The 21,213-nt window shown below is 64.2% G+C and carries 21 protein-coding genes and 1 pseudogene; 9 read left to right on the top strand and 13 right to left on the bottom strand.

Annotated elements, in window-relative coordinates; translation table 11 throughout:
- Positions 1-232 precede the first annotated feature (232 nt).
- From RM2_RS00670 to RM2_RS00660, 3 genes are read right to left on the bottom strand one after another with little or no spacing between them, the layout of a single operon-like run.
- Positions 233-910, bottom strand: a complete 678-nt coding sequence (locus tag RM2_RS00670; RefSeq protein ID WP_072686923.1) for a GntR family transcriptional regulator — start codon at positions 908-910, stop codon at positions 233-235.
- Positions 897-1,637 (bottom strand): maleate cis-trans isomerase family protein, encoded by a 741-nt coding sequence (locus RM2_RS00665; protein ID WP_072686922.1) that lies wholly within the window; start codon positions 1,635-1,637, stop codon positions 897-899. Before RM2_RS00665 ends, RM2_RS00670 begins: the two co-directional genes overlap by 14 nt.
- A gap of 35 nt (positions 1,638-1,672) precedes the next feature.
- Positions 1,673-2,413 (bottom strand): maleate cis-trans isomerase family protein, encoded by a 741-nt coding sequence (locus tag RM2_RS00660; protein ID WP_072686921.1) that lies wholly within the window; start codon positions 2,411-2,413, stop codon positions 1,673-1,675.
- Positions 2,414-2,495: 82 nt separating this feature from the next.
- On the opposite strand from RM2_RS00660, the gene RM2_RS00655 reads away from it, so the two are divergent.
- On the top strand, positions 2,496-3,470 hold the full coding sequence (locus RM2_RS00655) for a D-2-hydroxyacid dehydrogenase (RefSeq protein ID WP_072687183.1): 975 nt from the start codon (positions 2,496-2,498) through the stop codon (positions 3,468-3,470).
- 34 nt (positions 3,471-3,504) lie between these two features.
- Positions 3,505-4,875 (top strand): amidase, encoded by a 1,371-nt coding sequence (locus RM2_RS00650; protein WP_072686920.1) that lies wholly within the window; start codon positions 3,505-3,507, stop codon positions 4,873-4,875.
- Between the two features lie 84 nt (positions 4,876-4,959).
- On the opposite strand, the pseudogene RM2_RS00645 reads toward RM2_RS00650, so the two are convergent.
- From RM2_RS00645 to RM2_RS00635, 3 genes and pseudogenes are all read right to left on the bottom strand, one after another.
- Positions 4,960-5,782 (bottom strand): annotated as a pseudogene (locus RM2_RS00645) (PhzF family protein).
- Positions 5,783-5,854: 72 nt separating this feature from the next.
- Complete coding sequence (locus RM2_RS00640) at positions 5,855-6,349, bottom strand: DUF3830 family protein (RefSeq protein ID WP_072686919.1); 495 nt, start codon at positions 6,347-6,349, stop codon at positions 5,855-5,857.
- Positions 6,350-6,379: 30 nt separating this feature from the next.
- Complete coding sequence (locus RM2_RS00635; RefSeq protein WP_072687182.1) at positions 6,380-7,621, bottom strand: aspartate aminotransferase family protein; 1,242 nt, start codon at positions 7,619-7,621, stop codon at positions 6,380-6,382.
- 116 nt (positions 7,622-7,737) lie between these two features.
- Between RM2_RS00635 and RM2_RS00630 the strand changes: the two genes are divergently transcribed.
- A complete protein-coding gene (locus RM2_RS00630) occupies positions 7,738-9,186 on the top strand; it encodes an NAD-dependent succinate-semialdehyde dehydrogenase (RefSeq protein WP_072686918.1) in 1,449 nt (482 codons plus the stop codon).
- 6 nt (positions 9,187-9,192) lie between these two features.
- Here the strand turns inward: RM2_RS00630 and hsaB are convergent, their stop codons facing one another.
- The 4 genes from hsaB to hsaA are packed head-to-tail and all read right to left on the bottom strand — an operon-like array spanning position 9,193 to position 12,750.
- Entirely contained in the window at positions 9,193-9,780 is a 588-nt protein-coding gene (hsaB, locus tag RM2_RS00625; protein ID WP_072686917.1) for a 3-hydroxy-9,10-secoandrosta-1,3,5(10)-triene-9,17-dione monooxygenase reductase subunit, read from the bottom strand.
- Positions 9,777-10,679 carry an iron-dependent extradiol dioxygenase HsaC gene (hsaC, locus tag RM2_RS00620; RefSeq protein WP_072686916.1) on the bottom strand — a complete coding sequence of 301 codons (903 nt, stop codon included), beginning with the start codon at positions 10,677-10,679 and terminating at the stop codon, positions 9,777-9,779. The genes hsaB and hsaC overlap by 4 nt, the downstream gene beginning before the upstream one ends.
- A 2-nt stretch (positions 10,680-10,681) precedes the next feature.
- A complete protein-coding gene (gene hsaD / locus RM2_RS00615) occupies positions 10,682-11,566 on the bottom strand; it encodes a 4,5:9,10-diseco-3-hydroxy-5,9,17-trioxoandrosta-1(10),2-diene-4-oate hydrolase (protein ID WP_072686915.1) in 885 nt (294 codons plus the stop codon).
- An 8-nt stretch (positions 11,567-11,574) separates the two neighbouring features.
- On the bottom strand, positions 11,575-12,750 hold the full coding sequence (gene hsaA, locus RM2_RS00610) for a 3-hydroxy-9,10-secoandrosta-1,3,5(10)-triene-9,17-dione monooxygenase oxygenase subunit (RefSeq protein ID WP_072686914.1): 1,176 nt from the start codon (positions 12,748-12,750) through the stop codon (positions 11,575-11,577).
- 189 nt (positions 12,751-12,939) lie between these two features.
- Here hsaA and RM2_RS00605 point away from each other — a divergent pair, with 189 nt between their 5' ends.
- The 3 genes from RM2_RS00605 to RM2_RS00595 all read left to right on the top strand — a co-directional run bounded on the left by RM2_RS00605 (position 12,940) and on the right by RM2_RS00595 (position 15,012).
- A complete protein-coding gene (locus RM2_RS00605) occupies positions 12,940-14,112 on the top strand; it encodes a 3-ketosteroid-9-alpha-monooxygenase, oxygenase component (protein WP_072686913.1) in 1,173 nt (390 codons plus the stop codon).
- 2 nt (positions 14,113-14,114) lie between these two features.
- Positions 14,115-14,462, top strand: coding sequence for a hypothetical protein (locus RM2_RS00600; RefSeq protein ID WP_072686912.1), 348 nt, complete (start codon positions 14,115-14,117; stop codon positions 14,460-14,462).
- 169 nt (positions 14,463-14,631) lie between these two features.
- The gene (locus RM2_RS00595; protein ID WP_072686911.1) at positions 14,632-15,012 is read left to right on the top strand and encodes a VOC family protein; all 381 of its coding nucleotides are present in this window, start codon (positions 14,632-14,634) and stop codon (positions 15,010-15,012) included.
- 22 nt (positions 15,013-15,034) lie between these two features.
- Here RM2_RS00595 and dmpG read toward each other — a convergent pair whose 3' ends face one another.
- From dmpG to RM2_RS00580, 3 genes are read right to left on the bottom strand one after another with little or no spacing between them, the layout of a single operon-like run.
- Positions 15,035-16,108, bottom strand: a complete 1,074-nt coding sequence (gene dmpG / locus RM2_RS00590; RefSeq protein WP_072686910.1) for a 4-hydroxy-2-oxovalerate aldolase — start codon at positions 16,106-16,108, stop codon at positions 15,035-15,037.
- Complete coding sequence (locus RM2_RS00585) at positions 16,105-17,007, bottom strand: acetaldehyde dehydrogenase (acetylating) (RefSeq protein WP_072686909.1); 903 nt, start codon at positions 17,005-17,007, stop codon at positions 16,105-16,107. The genes dmpG and RM2_RS00585 overlap by 4 nt, the downstream gene beginning before the upstream one ends.
- A 10-nt stretch (positions 17,008-17,017) precedes the next feature.
- Positions 17,018-17,803 (bottom strand): 2-keto-4-pentenoate hydratase, encoded by a 786-nt coding sequence (locus RM2_RS00580; RefSeq protein WP_072686908.1) that lies wholly within the window; start codon positions 17,801-17,803, stop codon positions 17,018-17,020.
- Between the two features lie 139 nt (positions 17,804-17,942).
- On the opposite strand from RM2_RS00580, the gene kstD reads away from it, so the two are divergent.
- From kstD to RM2_RS00565, 3 genes are all read left to right on the top strand, one after another.
- Positions 17,943-19,661 (top strand): 3-oxosteroid 1-dehydrogenase, encoded by a 1,719-nt coding sequence (gene kstD, locus RM2_RS00575; protein ID WP_084721599.1) that lies wholly within the window; start codon positions 17,943-17,945, stop codon positions 19,659-19,661.
- Positions 19,651-20,511: an enoyl-CoA hydratase ChsH3 gene (gene chsH3, locus RM2_RS00570; RefSeq protein WP_072686906.1), complete on the top strand. Its 861-nt coding sequence runs from the start codon at positions 19,651-19,653 to the stop codon at positions 20,509-20,511. The genes kstD and chsH3 overlap by 11 nt, the downstream gene beginning before the upstream one ends.
- A 169-nt stretch (positions 20,512-20,680) precedes the next feature.
- Positions 20,681-21,208 (top strand): C40 family peptidase, encoded by a 528-nt coding sequence (locus tag RM2_RS00565; protein WP_072686905.1) that lies wholly within the window; start codon positions 20,681-20,683, stop codon positions 21,206-21,208.
- Positions 21,209-21,213: the final 5 nt, after the last annotated feature.

Below are 21,213 nucleotides of genomic sequence, written 5' to 3'. Positions count from 1 at the left end.
GTTGTTGAGCCCGAGCCCACCGATCCACTGTCCGCCCGACGCCTGTCGTTGCACCTACCCACACGCTGGCCGTGGGAAACAGCATGGCGCAACCCGCCTCGACGCGAAAGGCCCAGTGGAACAACCCGACACGTCAGGTCGCACGCTCAACCACGTCCACCTCCAGTCCTATGCCACACAACGAAACTCTCGACGACCACATCAACGAATCGGTGCACTCGGGCTAACTAGGCTAAGACGACAGAGTCTTCTGATCGGCCCGTAGGCGCTGGACGGCATCGTCGAGATGCTCGGCAAGCATCCGCTGCACCTTCGCGGGCGTACTGGTCCGGATCGCCTCGCGCAGGGCCGCGTGTTCGTCCGCCTGTTCACCGATGTCGTCATAGGTGGTCTGCAACGCACCCAGGCACATCCGGGTCTCGATCAGCAGCGTCCTTGCTGCGCGAACCAGTCGTGGGCTCGAGGAACTCTCCACCAGAATCTGGTGGAACTGCTGGTCGGCGTCCGATACAGCCGCGGCGTCGCCACGTTCGGCCGCATAGCGCATCGCGAGCACTGTGGATTCGAGCGCCACATACGTAGCTTCCCTCCGCCCGTCGGCGAGGATCATCTCGAGTGCCCCGCGCTCGATCACCGATCGGCTGCGGTACACGTCGACGACGTCGTCCAGGGACAACTCCGTCACGAAGATCCCGCGGTGACGGATGCTGCGCAGTATGCCCTCGGACACGAGTCGCTGCATGGCTTCGCGCAGCGGTCCACGCGAGACCTGGAAATGCGCGGCCAGTTCCGCCTCGCCCAGTTGGGCGCCTGGCTCGAGCGCACCCTTCATGATGGCGGCTCTCAGGCGGTCCGCGATGAATTCGGCGGTCGATTGACGACTGGCGGGTTCCAGGTCAGTCAGAGCCATGACTGTTGCCTCTCTCGAACAAGGTTCCTAACGACGGTTGCACCGCCGTGTGGCCCGCAAGACGCAGACCTTCCCAGATGGTCACCTGGTTTGCCGTGAGGACGGGCTTGCCGAGGCGCTGCTCGAGACTACCCACCACCCCCATCGTCCTCATGGCCGTGTCGGGGATGAGTAGGGCCTGCGCGTCCGGGTGGTCGTTGCGCACTGCCAGTTCCACGACGCGTTCCGGGCTGAGCAGACCGACCTCCGCCGCGGTTTCGATGCCTGCGCTGGACACCGACAGCACTTCGATGTCGGCGGCGGCTAGGAACTCCACAAACAGCCTCGCAACGTCCGCCGGGTAGCTCGCGGCCACGGCCACGCGGGTGATACCGAGCGCGTGCAGGGCGTTGACGAACGCGAAACTGGTGCTGGATGTGGGCACGCCGGTCACCTCGGCGAGGCTCTCCGACTGTTGCTTCGCACCGTCGGGGCCGTAGACGAAGCTGCCCGACGTACACGCCCACACGACAGCGTCCGGCTTCTCGCCGGCGAGGAGTGCCGCCCCACCGGCAAGCTTCTCGGGACTCCCGAGGTCGAGCAATTCGGGCACGGCGTGCAGGTCGGTGCCATAGATGTGCACGACCGGCAGATCCACTCCGAGTATCTGCGCGGCGAAGGGGTAGTCGTCCTCGGCGGCGTGATCAGGGTAGATGAATCCGATGGTGGGTGTCGGTGTGCCGGTCATGCATTCTCCTCTTTCCTCGTTTGTGATGGCTGATGTCAGAAAACGTCATGGAGCCACCTGCCGGGCCCCGTCATGGGAAGTTTCATCCGGCCCAGACAGGCCCAGATCGTGAGTTGGTTGGCGGTGAGCACCGGTTTTCCGAGTTCGCGTTCAAGCGGAGTGATGAGGTCGTAGGTGGGCAGGTTGGTACAGGCGACGAAGATCGCTTCCGAATTCGGATCGTCCGCGGCGATGATGTGCTCGGCGATCGTGCGATAGTTGACTTTCCAGATGCCGCCGCCGAGCCCAAGGTGATCTGAGCGAACGACCTCGGTGCCCGCCTCTTCGAGGAACGAATGCAGCCGTTCCGTCAGCGGCGCGTCGTAGGGTGTGATCACCGACAGCTTGCTCAGCCCGAGGTGCTCGATAGCCTCGACCAGCGCACCCGACGTCGTCACGGCGTGCGGGGCGCCTGCCTCGCAGATCGCGTCGCACAGCGCCCGCTCGAATTCGAGGCCCTTGATAAAGCTCCCCGATGTGCACAGATAGGCCACGACCTCGGGTTCGACGTGCAGGACGTCGCGGGTTGCCGTCATGATGTGTCGTGGTTCGGAGACTAGTTCTGCCATCTCGAGACTGACGGGCACGGGTTCGTACGGGGTGCGCGCCAAATGCAGGCTTACTTCCAGCGGGGCCCATCGCCACAATTCTCGTTCGAGCGCCAAATCGAACGGGGCGATGATTCCGATTCCCCGTTGAGCGAGAGGCCCTTCGAATTCGGGAATGTTCAGTTCCACACCAGGCCTCACCTTCGTTTCGGCCGCACCCGTGCATTCTAAGATTGTTGACAATCATACGAGATACTCATACGGTGTCAACGTGAGTCGGAACCCGATCGTCGCGGTGCTTCATGCCCACGTCCCGCCGAGCGACGAACTCATGGCACCGGTTGCGGCCCGTGCCGAGGTTCGCTACACGGATGAGGCGGGACTGAGCGGTGCCCTCGACGGCGCAGATGTCCTCTTCCTGTACGACTTCCAGACCGATGCGGTCCCGGGGGCCTGGCACGCTGCAGGTTCTCTGCAATGGCTTCACATCGCGGGCGCGGGGGTCGATCCCGTGATGTTCCCCGAAATTCGCGACAGCGACGTCACGATCACGAACTCGCGTGGCGTGTTCGACGGCGCCATCGCCGAGTACGTCCTCGCTCAGATCCTCTCCTTCGCGAAGGATCTACCGGGTTCTCTCCGCCTGCAACAGTCCCACACCTGGCGGCACCGGGAATCCGAGCGCGTCGCGGGGCGCACTGCACTGATCGTCGGCACCGGCCCCATCGGTCGTGCGACCGCCCGCCTACTCCGGGCGGTCGGTATGGAGGTCAGCGGATCGGGTCGCCGCGCACGCAACGCCGACCCCGACTTCGGAACGATCACGGCCACAGAAGATCTCCCTGAGCAACTCGCCCGCGCCGATTATATCGTCGCCGTCGCACCACTCACCGGACAGACCCGGCACATATTCCGCGACGCAACATTCGCGGCGATGAAGCCGGGCGCACGGTTCATCAACGTGGGCCGCGGCGAACTCGTCCGCACCGACGACCTGGTCGCCGCGCTCGAGTCCGGAACCATCGCCGGCGCCGCGCTCGACGTGTTCGACGCCGAACCCCTCGCACCCGACCATCCGTTGTGGAGTATGCCGAATGTCTTCATCACACCTCACAATTCGGGTGATTTCGCCGGATGGCGCGATGTGCTCGTTGGGGTGTTCACCGACAATTTCGAACGCTGGGTGGCAGGCCGCCCTCTGGAGAACATCGTAGACAAGAACCTCGGGTACGTACCGAGCCGATAGCAGGACCCCGAACTGTCAGGCTGAAGGAGTTTTCATGAATCCCACCGACATGACCGCCGTCGAACTGGTCACGGCCTACTCATCCGGTGAACTATCCCCCGTCGAAGCCACCCGGGCAATCCTCGATGCCATCACCGAACGCGACAGCACCATCAATTCCTACTGCCTCGTCGACGAGGAACAGGCACTCGCCCAGGCCAGGAAGTCCGAAGAGCGCTGGGCCACCGGCTACTCCAAAGGACTACTCGACGGAGTTCCGATCTCGATCAAAGACATCTTCCTCACCGACGGCTGGCCCACCCTCCGCGGCTCACAAGCCATCGACGAATCCCAACCCTGGACCGTCGACAGCCCCGTCACCGCACGCCTCCGCGAAGACGGAATGGTCTTCCTGGGCAAAACCACCACACCCGAACTCGGTTGGAAGGCCGTCACCGACAGCGCTCTCTGCGGGATCACCCGCAACCCGGCCGACCCGACCAAGACCGCCGGCGGATCCTCCGGCGGCAGCGCCGCCGCCGTCGCCGCCGGTCTCGGACCCTGCTCCGTGGGCACCGACGGCGGCGGCAGCATACGCATCCCCGCGTCATTCTGCGGCATCGTCGGTTTCAAACCCACCCACGGTCGGATCCCCCTCTTCCCCGCAAGCCCCTTCGGGCCACTCGGCCATGCCGGCCCCCTCGCCAGAACCGTCGAAGACACCGCGCTACTCATGGACATCCTGTCCCTGCCAGACCCCCGAGACCCCACCTCACTCGCCCCCACAACAACCACCTTCCGCGGTGAAATCGGCCGCGACGTCATAGGACTCGGCCTCGCCTACTCCCCCACCCTGGGCTACGCCACGGTCGACCCGGAGGTTCGGACGATCCTCGACCGGGCAGTGCAGGCCATCGACGCCGCCGGCCTACCGGTCGCCGCCGCCGACCCCGGCTTCACCGACCCCATCGATGCCTTCAACATACTATGGGCGTCCGGAGTCGCCGCCATGCTGAAGAACTTCCCCGAAGGCACGCGAGACAAAGTCGACCCTGGACTCGGCAAAGCCTGGGAACGCGGCGGCAAGCTCAGTGCCGTCGACTACCTCGACGCCCGCGCCGTCGCCGCAGACCTCGGCATCACGATGGGCAAGTTCCACCAAACACACAACATCCTGCTCACCCCCACCGTCCCCATTCCCGCCTTCGACGCCGGCCATGACGTCCCCCCCGACAGCGATTTCACCAGTTGGCCGCAGTGGACCCCGTTCAGCTACCCCTTCAACCTCACCCAACAACCAGCCATCAGCATCCCCGTCGGCACCACCAGCGCCGGACTTCCGGTCGGACTGCAACTCATCGGCCCACGACACTCGGACGACCTCGTCCTCGCCGTGGCACGATACGCCGAACACGTACTGGGGTAGGTCCACCGAGAAGCACACGATTCGCGCTACATCCGAAGAGGTTGATGCCGCACTCGACGGCGTAGCCGACTCTTGAATCACGCCCTAGAATTCAACGGTTCCCCTGAGGTACCGCCGGTATGCCCCGGACAGGGAGACGCGGTCGCCGCGCACGTCGCAGTGAACGGTTCCGCCGCGCGCCGACAGTTGCCGGCCGACAAGGCTGCCACGACCCAGTGCGGAAGCCCAGTAGGGCGCGATCTGCGAGTGCGCGGAACCCGTCACCGGGTCTTCCTGCACGCCGGCCGCGGCACCGAACCATCGCGACACGAAGTCGACTCCGTCCGCGTCGGACGCCGCGGTGACGACAATGCCACGCACCTTCAGCGGACTGATCACAGCGAAGTCGGGGGCCATCGATGCGATGTCGTGTTCGGACTCCGCGACGAACACGAGGTCGGTGGCCTTCAGGCACTCCCGCACCGCAATGCCGAGTGCTGCGACGACCCTGGTATCGGCGGCAGTCGGCACCGGCGGCTCGGCCGGGAAGTCCATCACCAGCGTCGCGTCCGGTCCCCGATCCACCTTCAGCCAACCGCTGCGGGTCCAGAACTGGATCCGGTCGGCATCCGGGTGTAGGTCCTCGAAGATCTGCGCAGCGGCAGCGAGGGTGGCATGACCGCACCGGCCTACCTCGACCACCGGGGTGAACCACCGCAGGTGATAGGCCGGATATTCCTGATCGCGAGGGGCCGCGTCAGCGGGAAGGCGAGCTGTGTAGAACGCCGTCGCGGACAGATTGTTCTCTTCGGCCAGGTGCTGAAGAACCGAATCGTCCAGCCACGCTGTCAGCGACATGACCGCCGCCGGGTTGCCCTCGCAAGGGTCCGGCGGCGAATGCGTCGATTTGATGGATATCCAACTTCATGGCTCCCGATGATGGAGGCTTGCCTGAACCTCGTCAAGGGTCATCCCACACACTGTTGACCGGTCCCATCTGTCACGCCCGAGCGAAACTCAGCGTCTCGCCCTCGACGCCGCGCATCCAGAGGTCGTTGCAGGCTGCGACGAGTTCGGGCAGTCCCTCCTCGATCGCGGCGAAAACGTTGCCGGGCACCCAGCCGACATCACCGTTGAGTAGGAGGTTGTTGCGGCCGTAGAAGATCGCGAGGTCGGTGGCGCCCTGCGCGGCGTGTGCCTCGGAGCCGGGCTCGTATCCGTAGGCGGAATTGCCGATCTCCCACGGCTCGAAGTCGAATAGGCAAACATCACCGGGAATTGGTGTGACGGTGGGATTCTCGCGTCGCGGCGCCTCCGTGACACGCGGGATCAGGGTGTATACCTCGTTGCGCGCATATTTGGCGTGGTACGCCTCGCCCCCTTGCGGGAGTACGTTCCACACTGCGTCGCAGGTCAGCGGCGCATCCTCGTCGAGGAGTCGGGCGCGGCAGGTCACGCCTCGCTTGTCCAGAGTGATGGTGATATAACGAGCCACGATTCCTCCTTGTGAACAGTCGAGTGAAGGTCAGATCTCGTCGAGAACTTCCGACCAGAGAGTCAGGGCGTCGTCGACTTGTTCTGCCGTCACGATGAGCGGTGGAATCATCCGCACGACGTTCATGTGGGCGCCGCAGGTCAACAGCAGCAACCCCTTCTTCGCGGCCAGTTGCTGCGCGGCAGTCGCTTTCGCTCGATCCGGGGTACCGTCGGCAGCGGTGAACTCGCTACCCACCATCAGTCCGAGACCGCGCACATCCCCCACCGCGTCGATGGCCTTGCGGCGGGTGCCCTCGAGCAGTTGCGTGCCGCGCACGGCGGCGTTGGCCACGAGGTCCTCCTTCTCGATCACTTCGAGTGTCGCGACCGCGGCAGCGCAGGACACCGCGTTTCCCCCGTACGTCCCGCCCTGTGAACCCGGCCAACCCTTGGCCATCAGCTCCTCGGACGCCGCGATGCCCGACAGAGGGAAGCCACTGGCCAGCCCCTTGGCGATCGTGATGATGTCGGGCCGGACGTGGAAGTGCTGGAACCCGAAGAACTTGCCGGTGCGTCCAAAACCGGTCTGGATCTCGTCGATGACGAGCAGGATGCCATATCGGTCGGCGCGCTCGCGGAGTCCCTGGAAGAACGCGGTGTTGCCCGGCACGTAGCCGCCCTCGCCCAGGACGGGTTCGACGACGAACGCCGCCGTCTCGTCGGGCGCGGTGAGCGTCGCGAAGATGTAGTCGAGTTCCTTCAACGCGAAGGCGGTGGCCTCCTCCTCGGACCAGCCGTAGCGGTAGGCATTCGGGAACGGCGCCACGTGGACTCCGCCCATCAACGGGCTGAAGCCCGCCGAGAACCGGGTTCCAGAAGTGGTCATCGTCGCGGCCGCGACCGTGCGTCCGTGGAAACCGCCGTGGAAGACGATCACGTTGGGACGCCCCGTCGCCTGCCGCGACAGCCGCAGCGACGCCTCGACCGCCTCGCTGCCGGAGTTCGCGAAGAACAGCGAATCGAGGTCCGCGGGCAGCACCGAGCCCAGGCGGTCGATCAGCTCGAGCATCGGCTGGTGCATGACGGTCGTGTATTGGCCGTGGATCAGCGAGCCGACCTGCCGACGGGCGGCCTCCACGACGTGCGGATGGCAGTGCCCGGTGCTGGTGACGCCGATACCCGCGGTGAAATCGAGATAGCGCCGACCGTCGGTGCCGTAGAGGTAGCACCCCGCCCCATGATCGACCGTAACGGGTGTGGCCTGTGCGAGCAGTGGAGAAAGCCGAGTCACGAGAAACCCTCCCACGCGTAGATACTGCCGAACGTCGGCAGTGTGCATTGTCAGATTGTTGACAATCTGTATAGCATGATCAGAGTCACTTCGGCAACGGCGATTGGGGAACAACCATGCTCGAGGAAGCAGCAATCGGATCCGTCCCGACCGGTCTCTTCATCGGCGGCAAGTGGCGCCGGAGCGCTCGCACCATGCCGGTCCACGACCCATCGACGGGCCGGATCCTCACCACGGTCGCGGACGCCGATGCGAGCGAGGCCCGTGAAGCGCTCGACGCGGCCGTGGCGGCGCAACCGGCATGGGCGGCAACTCCTCCCCGCGAACGCAGCGCCATCCTCACCAACGCGCACCGGCTGCTCCTCGACAACGTGGACCGTCTCGCGCTCGTCATGACCCTCGAAATGGGCAAGCCGCTCGCCGAGGCACGCGGCGAAATCGCTTATGCCGCCGAATTCTTCCGGTGGTTCGCCGAGGAAGCCGTCCGCATCGACGGCGGCTACATGACGGCACCCGGCGGTGGGTCACGATTCCTCGTAACGCGCCAGCCGGTCGGACCGAGCCTGCTCGTCACCCCGTGGAACTTCCCGATGGCGATGGGTACCCGGAAGCTCGGGCCCTCGATCGCCGCCGGTTGCGCGTCCGTGATCAAGCCGGCCGCCCAGACACCGCTGTCGATCCTGGCTCTCGCAGACATCCTCACCGAGGCGGGACTCCCCGACGGGGTTGTCAACGTCGTCACCACCTCCAGCCCCGACGAGGTGATCACTCCGCTGATCCTCGACGGGCGTGCCCGCAAACTCTCGTTCACCGGCTCGACCGCAGTCGGGAAGCATTTGCTCGAACTCTGCGCCCGAACGGTCATGCGCACGTCGATGGAACTCGGCGGCAACGCGCCGTTTCTCGTCTTCGACGACGCAAACCTCGACGACGCCGTCGACGGCGCAATGGCTGCGAAGATGCGTAACATCGGGCAGGCCTGCACCGCCGCCAACCGAATCCTCGTGCACACGGCGGTCGCGGACGAGTTCACGCGCAAGCTCACCGAGCGGATGGCCGCGCTCCCCGTCGGGCGCGGCACCGAGGACGGAGTGGTGGTCGGACCGCTGATCGACGAGGCGGCCGTCGAGAAGGTCGGCGGACTCGTCGCGGACGCGATCGAACGCGGAGCCACGGTGACGACGGGCGGCGAGCGTCTCGACCGCCCCGGCAACTTCTACCCGGCGACGGTCCTGACCGGCGTGCCCGACGACGCCGAGATGTGGCACAACGAAATCTTCGGGCCGGTCGCCGCGATCAGCACGTTCGACTCCGAGGCTGAAGCGGTCGAGCGGGCCAACGACACGCCCTACGGCCTCGTGGCCTACGTATACACCGAGAGCCTCACGCGGGGTATCCGCGTGAGCGAAGCACTCGAATCCGGAATGGTCGGGCTCAACCAGGGCGTCGTGTCGAATCCGGCGGCACCCTTCGGCGGCGTGAAGGAATCCGGACTCGGACGCGAAGGCGGGGCAACCGGCATCGACGAATTCCTCGAGACCAAATACATCGGCATCGCGATGTGAGGCTCGCTAAAGCCAGGTGTTCTCCGACGACGTCGTCAGAAACGCCTCGAGGTCGTCGCGCCAAGGCGCGGGCACGGTCTTGTCCGGTTCGATCCCGGAGTACTGCCCGCGGTAGAACAGCAGCGGCCGTTCCTCCCTGATCTCACTCAGGGAGGAGACCCGGCCGAACACCACCCAGTGGTCGCCGCCGTCGTGAACGCTCTCGACTGAGCAGTCGACGTGGGCAAGTGAGCCGGTCAGGATCGGCGACCCCAGTGGTGAGACAGTCCAGTCGACCCCCGCGAACTTGTCAGGTTCGCGCGAGCCGAAGCGGGCGCACGTCGACTGCTGCTCTTCCGCAAGCACGTTCACGCAGAACACGCCACTGCTCTCGATCGCCGCCCACGACCGCGAAGTCTTCGTCGGGCAAAATAGAACCAGCGGGGGTTCGAGTGACAGCGCTGCGAACGACTGGCACGCGAACCCGACCGGCTTCCCGTCGGCGAGAGTAGTGATGATGGTGACGCCGGTGCAGAACTGGCCCAGCACCGTCCGGAACCGTCGAGGATCGATCGACTCTTCAGTGACCGCCCCGTCTCCCGACGCATCACTCACGGATGCATCCCGACACTGAAGTCGTGACCCCACAGGCTGACGGCCGTGCTCTCCCTCGCGATCCAGCTCTCGTCCTTCACCTGGCGTCCCTCGCAACCGAATTCAATGTCGAAACCACCCGGCGTCTTCATGTAGAACGAGAGCATCAGATCGTTGACGTGGCGGCCGAGCGTCGCCGACATCTTGACCTTCTTACGAAGCGCGCGGTCCAGGCAAAGACCTACGTCGTCGGAATTCTCGACCTCGATCATGAGATGCACGATGCCGCTGGGCGTGGGCATCGGCAAGAAGGCGAGGCTGTGGTGTCGTGGATTGCAACCGAAGAATCGCAACCATGCCGGCGGGCCGTCGGCGGGCCGCCCGACCATCTGTGGAGGCAACCGCATCGAGTCGCGCAGCCGGAATCCCAGCACATCGCGGTAGAAGCACAGCGATGCCTCGTCGTCGGTAGTCGAGAGCACGACGTGCCCCAACCCCTGTTCACCGGTGACAAACCTGTGGCCGTACGGGCTGACGACGCGCCGATGTTCGAGCGCGGCACCGTGAAACGCCTCGAGCGTATTGCCCGACGGGTCCTCGAACGCGATCAGTTCGTCGACCCGACGATCCGCCAACTGCTCGGCTCCACCCTCCTTGAAGGCAACACCCGCCGTCGCGAGATTGGCCCGGACCTCTTGCAACTCCGCGGCATTGGCCGTCTCCCAGCCCGAGACCGCCAACCGGTCCTTCTCTCCCGGAAAGATCACGAGGCGGGCGGGAAAGTCATCCATCCGTAGATACAGAGCGTCCGGGTTGGTACCCCTGCCCTCCACCATGCCAAGCACTTTCAGGCCGTACTCACGCCAGGCGGCCATATCCGTCGCCTCGATGCGCATGTACGCCAGTGAACGGATACCCATCCCTAACTCCGATCCAGAAGGAAGCCCGTTGCCAACCGGTTGAACTCGTCGAACTTCTCCAGCTGCGCCCAGTGTCCGCAGCCACCGAAGACGTGCAACTGCGCCCGCGGGATCATCTTCAGCGCCACGAGTGCTCCGTCGAGCGGGTTGACCCGGTCTTCTCGACCCCAGATCAGCAGCACCCGCTGACGCAGCTTGTACGCCTCGCGCCAGAGCATCCCCTTCTCGAAATCAGCTGAAGCGAAAGACTTTCCCATCGCTTTGGCCGCCGCGAGCGACTCCGGAGTGCTCGCCGCGGCGAAGCGCTCCTCGACCAGTTCCGGCGTGATCAGCGATTGGTCGTAGACCATGACCCGCAGGAAGGCTTCGAGCTTCTCCTTCGTCGGCCCCTCTGGCGGCGCGCTGAACTTTCCGAGGTTCTTCACGCCCTCGGTGGGATCCGGCGAGAACAGATTGACGCTCAGTCCGCCCGGACCCATGAGAACGAGCCGTCCCGCGCGGTCCGGGTAGTCGAGCGCGAAACGCACCGCGGCACCGCCACCGAGCGAATTGCCGAGCAGGTGAACGCGCCCGCCGATATCGAGAGTGTCGAGCAGATCCTTCAGAGCGGACGCGCTGTGCACGAAGTACTGCGGATGCTCGGTCGGCTTGTCGGACAATCCGTATCCCGGCTGATCGACGGCCAGCACATGGAACTTCTCGGCAAGGACCGGAATGTTCTTGGCGAAGTTCGACCACGACGAAGCACCCGGACCGCCGCCGTGCAGCAACACGATCGTGGTGTCATTGCCCACTCCGGCCTCGTGATAGTGCAATTTCAGGTCGGGCCGGACCTGGGCGAACTTCGACGTGGACTCGAACGTCATGACTTCTTCGGTAGTGGTCACCTGCGCTCCTAGACCATCGTGTCCGTGATCGGCAATCCGAATTCGCCGGTGCCGTACATAACGTACGCGCGTTCGGGATCGTTGGCCGCGTGAACGCGTCCCGCGTGGGCGTCTCGCCAGAAACGCTGCAACGGAGTGCCGTTCGCCAACGCAGTGGCTCCCGAACTCTCGAACAGTTTGTCGATGGACGTTATGGCCCTACCGGTGGCGCGCACCTGATCACGACGCGCCCGCAGACGCAATTCAAAGGGAACCTCTTCGCCCTTCACCAGGAGTGCGTACTCGTCGGCGACGTTGCCGACCAACTGACGCCACGCGGCGTCGATATCGCTCGATGCTTCGGCGATGCGAACCTTCGCGAACGGGTCGTCCTTGGCCTTCTCGCCGGCGAACGCCGCGCGGACACGCTTGCCTTGATGCTCGACGTGCGCGTCGTAGGCACCGTAGGCCATTCCTACGATCGGGGCCGAGATGGTGGTGGGATGAATTGTTCCCCAGGGCATTCTGTAGACAGGCGCGGTGTTGCGCTCGAGCCCGGGAGCGGTGAGGTTGCTCATCGCCTTGAAACTGAGGACACGGTGCGTCGGGACGAATACGTCCTCGACCACCACGGTGTTGCTGCCGGTTCCCCTCAATCCCACCACGTTCCAGACGTCGTCGATCCGGTAGTCCTCGCGCGGGATCAGGAAGCTGACGAAGTCCACCGGACGGCCGTCCTTGATAACCGGACCGCCGAGCACCGCCCAACCGGCGTGATCACAACCGGAAGACCAGGCCCACGCGCCGTTGACCTTGTAGCCACCCTCGACAACCTGACCGGCCCCCATCGGGGCATAGGAGGAGGAGATTCGAACGTCGGTGTCGTTACCCCACACATCTTCCTGCGCCTGCTGCGAGAACAGGGCGAGGTGCCAATTGTGGACGCCGATGATCGAGGCGACCCATCCGGTGGACCCACAGGCGCTCGCGATCTTCCGGACCGCCGAGTAGAACAGCGCCGGGTCTTCCTGGAATCCGCCCCACTGCTCGGGTTGGAGCAATCGGAAGAATCCGGTCTCCTGCAAGCCCTTGATGGAATCGTCTGGGATACGACGCAGATCCTCGGTCTCCTGCGCACGCTCGCGCAGCGTCGGCAGTAGTGCGTCGAGTCGCTGCATCACCTCGTGACTGTCATGGTCACCCACAAGACGCTCCTGTCTCACTCGCTGGTTCACTTATCTCTGAGACTAGAACACGTTCCCATTAATGTCGAGATCCCGGCATATGTCCTGTTTGACGGCCCGGGTCTGGAACGAAGCGTCGAAATATCTGGCACATCTCATTCAACTTCTATAACGTGTTCTACTAACAGGATGAAGGGATGTGACGACACAATGGCGCAGATACGCGAGATCGATGTGGGCACTGTCCAGACCCGCTTCGCGCGTGGTTGGCACTGCCTGGGGTTGACTAAGTCGTTCACCGACGGCAAGCCGCATTCGATCGAGGCATTCGGCACCAAGCTCGTCGTTTTCGCTGACAGCAAGGGTGAACTGAAGGTTCTGGACGCCTATTGCCGGCACATGGGCGGCGATCTGTCGCAGGGCACGATCAAGGGCGACTCCGTGGCCTGCCCGTTCCACGATTGGCGCTGGGGCGGCAACGGAAAGTGCACCAGCATTCCCTACGCGCGTCGCGTCCCCCCGATCGCCCGAACCCGAGCGTGGATCGCTCTGGAGCGGAACGGCCAACTCTTCGTGTGGAACGACCCGGAGGGCAATCCCCCACCTGACGAAGTGACCATTCCCCGCATCGAGGGCGCATACAGCGACGAATGGACCGACTGGACCTGGAACTCGATGCTGATCGAGGGCTCCAACTGTCGCGAGATCATCGACAACGTGGTGGACATGGCGCACTTCTTCTACATCCACTACGCGTTTCCGACGTACTTCAAGAACGTCTTCGAGGGCCACATCGCCGCCCAGTACCTCAACACCAAGGGCAGGCCCGACACCGGTATGGCGACGCAGTACGGCCTGGATTCGTTGCTGCGTTCCGAGGCTGCGTACTACGGACCGTCCTACATGATCAATCCGCTGTGGAACACCTACGGCGGCTACGAGGTCGAAAGCGTCCTCATCAATTGTCACTACCCGGTGACAAACAATTCGTTCATCCTGCAATACGGGGTGACGGTGAAGAAGCCGACCGGCATCAGCGACGAGTCAGCAGGCAAGCTCGCCGCGAAGTTCACCGAAGGCATCGCCGAAGGCTTCCTACAGGACGTCGAGATCTGGAAGAACAAGACCAAGATCGACAACCCACTGCTCTGCGACGAAGACGGTCCGGTGTATCAGCTGCGACGCTGGTACGAGCAGTTCTACGTCGACGCCGCCGACGTCACCGACAAGATGACGCAGCGTTTCGAGTTCGAGGTAGACACCACCAAGGCCAACGAGGCATGGCAGCAAGAGGTGGATGAAAACCTTGCCCGCCAGAAGGCTGAACGTGAGGCTGAGCAGTCCGAGAACGCGCAGTCCGAGAGCACGGAAGCCCAGGTCTGATCGTGAAAGCCTCGACCGACTGGGCCAAAGCGCCCGACTTCGCCGGACAGCCTGCTCGGCTCGAGGCCATTCATGCGCAGACGATCGTCGACAAGGCCGTCTACCTCGACAACGGAATGAGCGAGGTCGAGTGCCGGGCTTGCGGTAACTGTGTTCTGGTGCGTAAGAACAGCCTCGCGCACACGAGCATCCAATGGACGACCGACCCAGCTAAAAGCTGCCCGACGTTCCGGGACACAGTCGGCGACGGGCAGTCGTCGGCACCGCGGGACGGATGCCCACGGCTGCAGGAGAGCATCGATCACGCGGTGACCGAAGGGGTCATCGAGGTGAGAGGTGGCGCCGAGTAGTCGGTAGCACCTTTGCGCGCCGATGCGTCGCCCGATGTGACATTCGTTCAGTCTGACTGCACAAATGTCACATCGGGCGCGCGTGTCGTGGGTTTCGGGCGCAGAAGCTGCGGCATAGGCTGGAACGTGCCGTCGGATACGGCGGCATGAGCCGAACGGGAGGCGCGCCATGTCAGGCAGAATTGTGCACTTCGAGATCCCCTTCGACGATGGTGACCGCGCACGCGCGTTCTATCGGAATGTGTTCGGGTGGAACATCGCCGAGATTCCCGACATGGAGTACAGCATGGTCACCACCGGCCCCGTCAGCGAGAGCGGGATGCCCGACGAACCGGGGTTCATCAACGGGGGCATGATGCAACGCGGCGAAGTGACCTCCCCCGTGGTCACTCTCGACGTCGACAACATCGATGCAGCGCTGGAGAAGATCGAGTCGCTGGGCGGCAAGACCGTCAGCGGCAGGACACCGGTCGGAAACATGGGTTTCGCCGCCTATTTCACCGACTCCGAGAACAACGTCGTCGGACTGTGGGAGACGGCAACCCGGTGAGTGCCCGCCGACCCTCCGCGATTCAAGAAGCGCTCGCCCCGACCGAAGCAGCCGAGGCCGCATTTGCTTCCCTCTGCAGTTCCAGGGCAATGTCGATGAGCTGATCCTCCTGGCCGCCGACGAGTTTGCGTTTGCCCGCGCGGACCAGGAGTTCAGCGGACGAGACGCCGTACCGCTGCGCCTGACGTTCGGCGTGCTTGAGGAAGCTCGAGTAGACGCCCGCGTAGCCCATCATCAGCGCCTGGCGGTCGAGCAGACATTCGGCAGGCATCGCGGGTCGCACGACGTCCTCGGCGGCGTCGGCGATCGCGTAGAAGTCGATGCCCGTCTTGACGCCGATCTTGTCGCACACCCCCACCAGCGCCTCGACCGGCGCGTTACCGGCACCTGCACCGAAACGCCTTGTACTACCGTCAATCTGCTTGGCACCCGCCCGCACCGCGGCGATCGAGTTGGCCACGCCGAGGCCGAGATTCTCGTGCCCGTGAAAGCCCACCTGCGCATCCGAACCGAGTTCCTGAACGAGCGCCTCGACACGGTCGGACACCTGCTCGAGGACCAGTGCGCCGGCAGAGTCGACGACGTACACGCACTGGCAACCCGCGTCGGCCATGATCCGGGCCTGCTGGGCAAGCTTCTCGGGCGGGATGGAGTGCGCCATCATCAGGAAGCCGACGGTTTCGAGATCGCGATCGCGTGCCAGTCCGAAGTGCTGTATGGCGACGTCCGCCTCGGTGCAGTGCGTCGCGATACGGCAGATCGAGGCGCCGTTGCCCTGCGCGGCGATGATGTCGTCCTTGACCCCCAGCCCCGGCAGCATCAGGAACGCGATCTTCGCATTCTTCGCCGTGTCGACGGCGATTGAGATCAATTCCTGCTCCGGCACCTTCGAGAACCCGTAGTTGAATGACGAACCGCCGAGGCCGTCACCGTGCGTCACCTCGATGACCGGAACTCCGGCGCTGTCGAGTGCGCCGACGATGGCGCGGACCTCATCACCGGTGAACTGGTGACGTTTGTGGTGTGAACCGTCGCGCAGGGATGTGTCGGTGACTCGGATGTCCCAGCCCGCGTCGAAGTGGACCATTGTGCTCATGCCTCCACACTCAGGAGTTTCTGGGCGATCTCCTCGCCCACTTTGGTTGCCGCAGCCGTCATGATGTCGAGGTTTCCCGCATACGGCGGCAGGAAGTCGCCGGCACCCTCGACCTCGACGAACGTCGTGACCGTGGCCTGCCCGCCCGACACGACACTCGGGTCGTCGAACTGCGGCTCGTTCAACAGACGATAGCCGGGAACGTACTGCTGGATATCCGCGACGACGCGGTGGATGGAATCGGTGATCGCGGCGCGGTCGGCGTCCTCGGGGATCGCGCAGAAGATCGTGTCACGCATAATCATCGGCGGGTCGGCGGGGTTGAGGATGATGATGGCCTTGCCGCGCTGTGCGCCGCCGATGGTTTCGATGCCGCGACTGGTGGTCTTGGTGAACTCGTCGATGTTCGCGCGGGTACCGGGCCCGGCCGACAGGGATGCCACCGATGCGACGATCTCGGCGTAGGCCACGTCGACGACGCGCGAGACCGCGTACACGATCGGGATGGTGGCCTGCCCGCCGCACGTGATCATGTTGACGTTCGGGGCACCGAGGTGTTCACGCAGGTTCGCGGGCGGGACCACGGCGGGTCCGACGGCGGCGGGTGTCAGATCGACTGCGCGGATACCCGCTGCCTCGTACCGCGATGCGGCCGCACGGTGCACATACGCTGAGGTGGCTTCGAAGACTAGATCGGGCTTCTCCGACTGGTTCAGCAGCCAGTCGATGCCCTCGGCGGATGTTTCCAGCCCCATCCCGCGAGCGCGGGCCAGGCCCTCACTCGCTGGGTCGATCCCGATCATCCATCGAGGCTCGAGCCACTCCGACCGCTGAAGCTTGTAGAGCAGGTCGGTGCTGATGTTGCCCGAACCGACAATCGCGACACTTGCCTTGGTCATGAACAAACTCCTACTTGAACTGCAAGGATACGGATCCGAGCCCACTGAAGTCGGCGCGGAAGTGATCGCCCGGGTGAGCGTCGATAGCGCGGGTGCATGAACCGGGAAGCACGATATCGCCAGCCTTCAGTCTTACACCGAAACTCTCGACCTTCTGCGCGAGCCAGGCAACGGCCGTCACGGGATTACCGAGCACGGCGTCGCTGCGCCCCTCGGCGATGGTCTTGCCGTTGCACGTCAGGACGGCATCGATGGCCTTGATGTCGATATCTGCCGGTCGCACCCGGTTCTTGCCGAGTACGAAACCCGCGGACGAAGCGTTGTCGGCGATCGTGTCCGGCAACGCGATCTTCCAGTCGGTGATGCGACTGTCGATCAACTCGATGGACGGCGCGAACGCCACGGTTGCAGCGAGGACGTCCTGCTCGGTGCAGCCGACGCCGGGGAGATCGGCGCCGAGGACGAAGCCGACCTCTACCTCGACGCGCGGATAGCAGAACCGCGAAGTATCCACCGGTTGATCCTCGAACACCTCCATGTCTGCGAGCAGGTGCCCATAGTCGGGTTCGTCGACGCCCATCATCTGCTGCATCGCCAGCGAGGACAGGCCCACCTTGTGCCCGACAACCTTCGCGCCGTTCTGCAGTCGACGGCGAATGTTGATCAACTGGATCTCGTACGCGTCGACGACGTCGATGTCAGGATGGACAGTGGTCACTGGGCCGATCGGAGCGCGACCGCGCTCCGCGGCGTTGAGCCGATTCGCCAACTCGGTGCGTAGTTGCGACGAGAGCATGGTTTACGGACCTTCCCTGAGGTTTCACACGCACGCCGGATTTCACTGCAACGTGTTTCGTTCTTGTTTGTTGGTGTCAGTAATACTTCCTGGCAGAAACGATGGACTGACAGCCTCATCATTCTATAACGTGTTCTACATGAGCAAGCACGAATACGACATCGTGGTCGTCGGTAGCGGCGCCGGGGGAATGACCGCGGCCCTCACCGCGGCGCACAAGGGACTCAGTGTCGTCATCCTCGAAAAGGCCTCACACTTCGGCGGCTCCACTGCCCGCTCCGGTGGGGGTGTGTGGATCCCGAACAACGAGGCTCTCATCGCCGCTGGCGTCGACGACACGGCCGAGGCCGCGCGGACCTATCTATACAGCATCATCGGCGATGTCGTCCCCAAGGACCGAATCGATACGTACCTCGATCGCGGCCCCGAGATGCTGTCTTTCGTGCTGAAGAACAGCCCGCTGAAGCTGCAGTGGGTACCCGAATACTCCGACTACTACCCGGAGGCACCGGGCGGTCGCCTCGGCGGGAGGTCCGTCGAGCCCGCCCCCTTCGATGGAAGAAAGCTCGGCCCGGATCTCGCCAAACTCGAACCCGCCTACGTGAAGGCCCCGGCCAACCTCGCCGTCATGCAGGCCGACTACCGCTGGCTCAATTTACTCATCCGCCACCCGCGCGGGCCACTGCGGGCGGCCCGGGTCGGACTCCGTTTCCTCGGCGCAAAGCTCACCGGCAAGCGACTGCTCGTCCTTGGTCAGGCACTGGTCGCGGGACTTCAGGCCGGACTGAAGGCCGCCGGTGTCCCGATTCTGCTCGAAACCCCCCTCACCGAACTCTATGTCGAGAACGGAGTGGTCAAGGGCGTCGAGGCCGAGGTCGACGGCCGACCGCAAGTCTTTCGGGCACGCCGCGCCGTGGTGATCGCCTCGGGCGGATTCGAGCACAACGACGAGGCTCGCAAGAAGTACCAGCGCGCACCGATCGGCACCGAATGGACCGTCGGCGCCAAGGCCAACACTGGCGACGGCATCTGGGCGGGCGAGAAACTCGGTGCCGCTCTCGATCTGATGGAAGATGCCTGGTGGGGGCCCTCCATCCCACTCACCGGCGGGCCCTGGTTCGCGCTTTCCGAGCGGAGCCTGCCGGGCTGCATCATGATCAACGGATCCGGCAAGCGCTTCGTCAACGAATCCGCGCCGTATGTGGAGGCGACGCACGCCATGTACGGGGGGAAGAACGGCCAGGGCGACGGGCCGGGCGAAAACATTCCGTGTTGGCTCATCCTCGACCAGCGATACCGCGACCGATACTCCTTTGCCGGGATCACCCCTCGCTCCCCGTTCCCGCGTCGCTGGCAAAAGGCCGGCATCATCGTCGAGGGGGGAACTGTCGCCGAACTGGCCGAGAAAATCGGTGTGCCGGTCGATTCGCTCACCGAGACGGTCTCGCGCTTCAACACCTTCGCCCGAGGCGGCAAGGACGAGGACTTCGGGCGAGGTGAGAGCGGATACGACCACTACTACGGGGATCCCCGCAACAAGCCGAACCCGAGCCTCGGCCCGCTCGTGAAGGCGCCCTTCTTCGCCGTCAAGATGGTCCCTGGCGACCTCGGCACGAAGGGCGGACTCCGTACCGACAAGAACGCGCGCGTGCTCCGACAGGACGGGAGCACCATCGAGAATCTCTACGCAGTGGGCAACGCCAGCGGACCTGTCATGGGACACACCTACGCCGGGCCGGGCGCGACGATCGGTCCGGCAATGACATTCGGCTACCTTGCGGTTCTGGACGCCCTCGCGAAGCCGGGCGACACCGATTCGCCCACCTCACTCACCGGAGACACCACCAATGCCCATTGATCCGAAAGTTGCCCTCGGCGCCGAGCTGCCAACCCAAGAATTCTCCTGGACGAGTTCGGACGTGCAGCACTATCACCTGGCACTCGGCGCCGGATCTCGTCCCCTCGATGAGAACGAATTGCGGTACCTCACCAACGGCACGCCACAGGTTCTCCCCACTTTCGCCACCGTGGCCGCCAATTTTCATGCCACCGAAGCGCCGCGTGTGTCGTTTCCCGGCGTCGAGATCGACCTCGCCAAGGTCGTGCACGGCAGCCAGGAAGTGACCGTGCACCAACCCATTCCGCCGGAGGGCAAAGCCCGCACCACCACCCGCATCGCCGAAGTGTGGGACAAGGGCAAGGCCGCCGTGATCGTCCAGGAATCGACCACCACCGAACTCGACGGCACTCCCCTGTGGACGGCGCGGTCGTCGATCTTCGCCCGTGGAGAAGGCGGTTTCGGCGGCGAGCGCGGGCCTTCCCAGTCAGTCGAGTTACCCGACCGACCCGCCGACATTTCGGTCGACACCCCCGTGCTGCCCCAGCAGGCACTGATGTACCGGATGTGCGGCGACCGAAATCCCCTGCATTCCGACCCGAAGTTCGCCTCTGCCGCAGGGTTTCCCGCACCTATTCTGCACGGTTTGTGCACCTACGGAATGGTGTGCAAGGCGGTGGTGGACGCGGTCCTCGACGCGGATGCGACCGCGGTCGCCGGATTTCGTGCCAGGTTCGCGGGCGTGGTGTTTCCTGGCGAAACGCTGCACACCAAAATCTGGAAGAACGAGGACAGGCTGTTGATCTCGGCCACGGTCCCCGAACGCGACAATGCTCCTGCACTGGCGGACGTAATTCTCTTCCTAGCATAGTTACCGGAACGCAATCCGCTTTTGCGCAGCTAAAACGGATTTACTCAATCCGCAGACACGATGCCGCAACCCTTTGTACGATTTCTGTGACCTCATCGAGACGTGTTACCGATGATCGGGGCGGTTCCACTTCTCTTCACGAGCAGTTGCGAACAAAGGGGGGACCCCCGTGTCCCAGCGCAGAAATTTCCGTCCCGTACAACGTGCTGTCGTCGCCGCCGGTCTCGCATTCTGCGCGACTGCCCTGGTCGCGCTTCCCGCCAACGCGGCACCGGTGTCGGGAAGTGCCGGCAGCGGCCTTACCGGATCACTTACCATGGGTTCCTCCGTTATCCCGACACCCATTCCCAGCCCGTCGGGACTGGCCGCGCTAGCGGTCGCCGTGACGCAGACCGGCAAACCCTATCTCTGGGGTGGGGAGGGTCCACACGCGTGGGACTGCTCGGCACTGGTGCAGTGGGCGTTCCGGCAGGTAGGGGTGAGCCTCCCCCGCGTCACCTGGGATCAGGCCAACGTCGGTGCACCCATTCCTCTGTGGGCACTGGCTCCCGGCGACGTCATCTTGCTCAACGACGCGTCACATGTCGGAATCTACGCGGGCTTCGGTCAGGTGTTCAACTCATACGCAAGCGGAACGCCGGTAGGCCTGACTCCGCTGTCGGATTTCCGCAACATCCACAGCATCCGCCGGTTCTGAGATGC

The sequence above is a fragment of the Rhodococcus marinonascens NBRC 14363 genome (assembly GCF_001894885.1).
Taxonomy (GTDB): Bacteria; Actinomycetota; Actinomycetes; order Mycobacteriales; family Mycobacteriaceae; genus Rhodococcus_F; species Rhodococcus_F marinonascens.
This window is presented reverse-complemented; position numbering and strand designations above follow the sequence as displayed.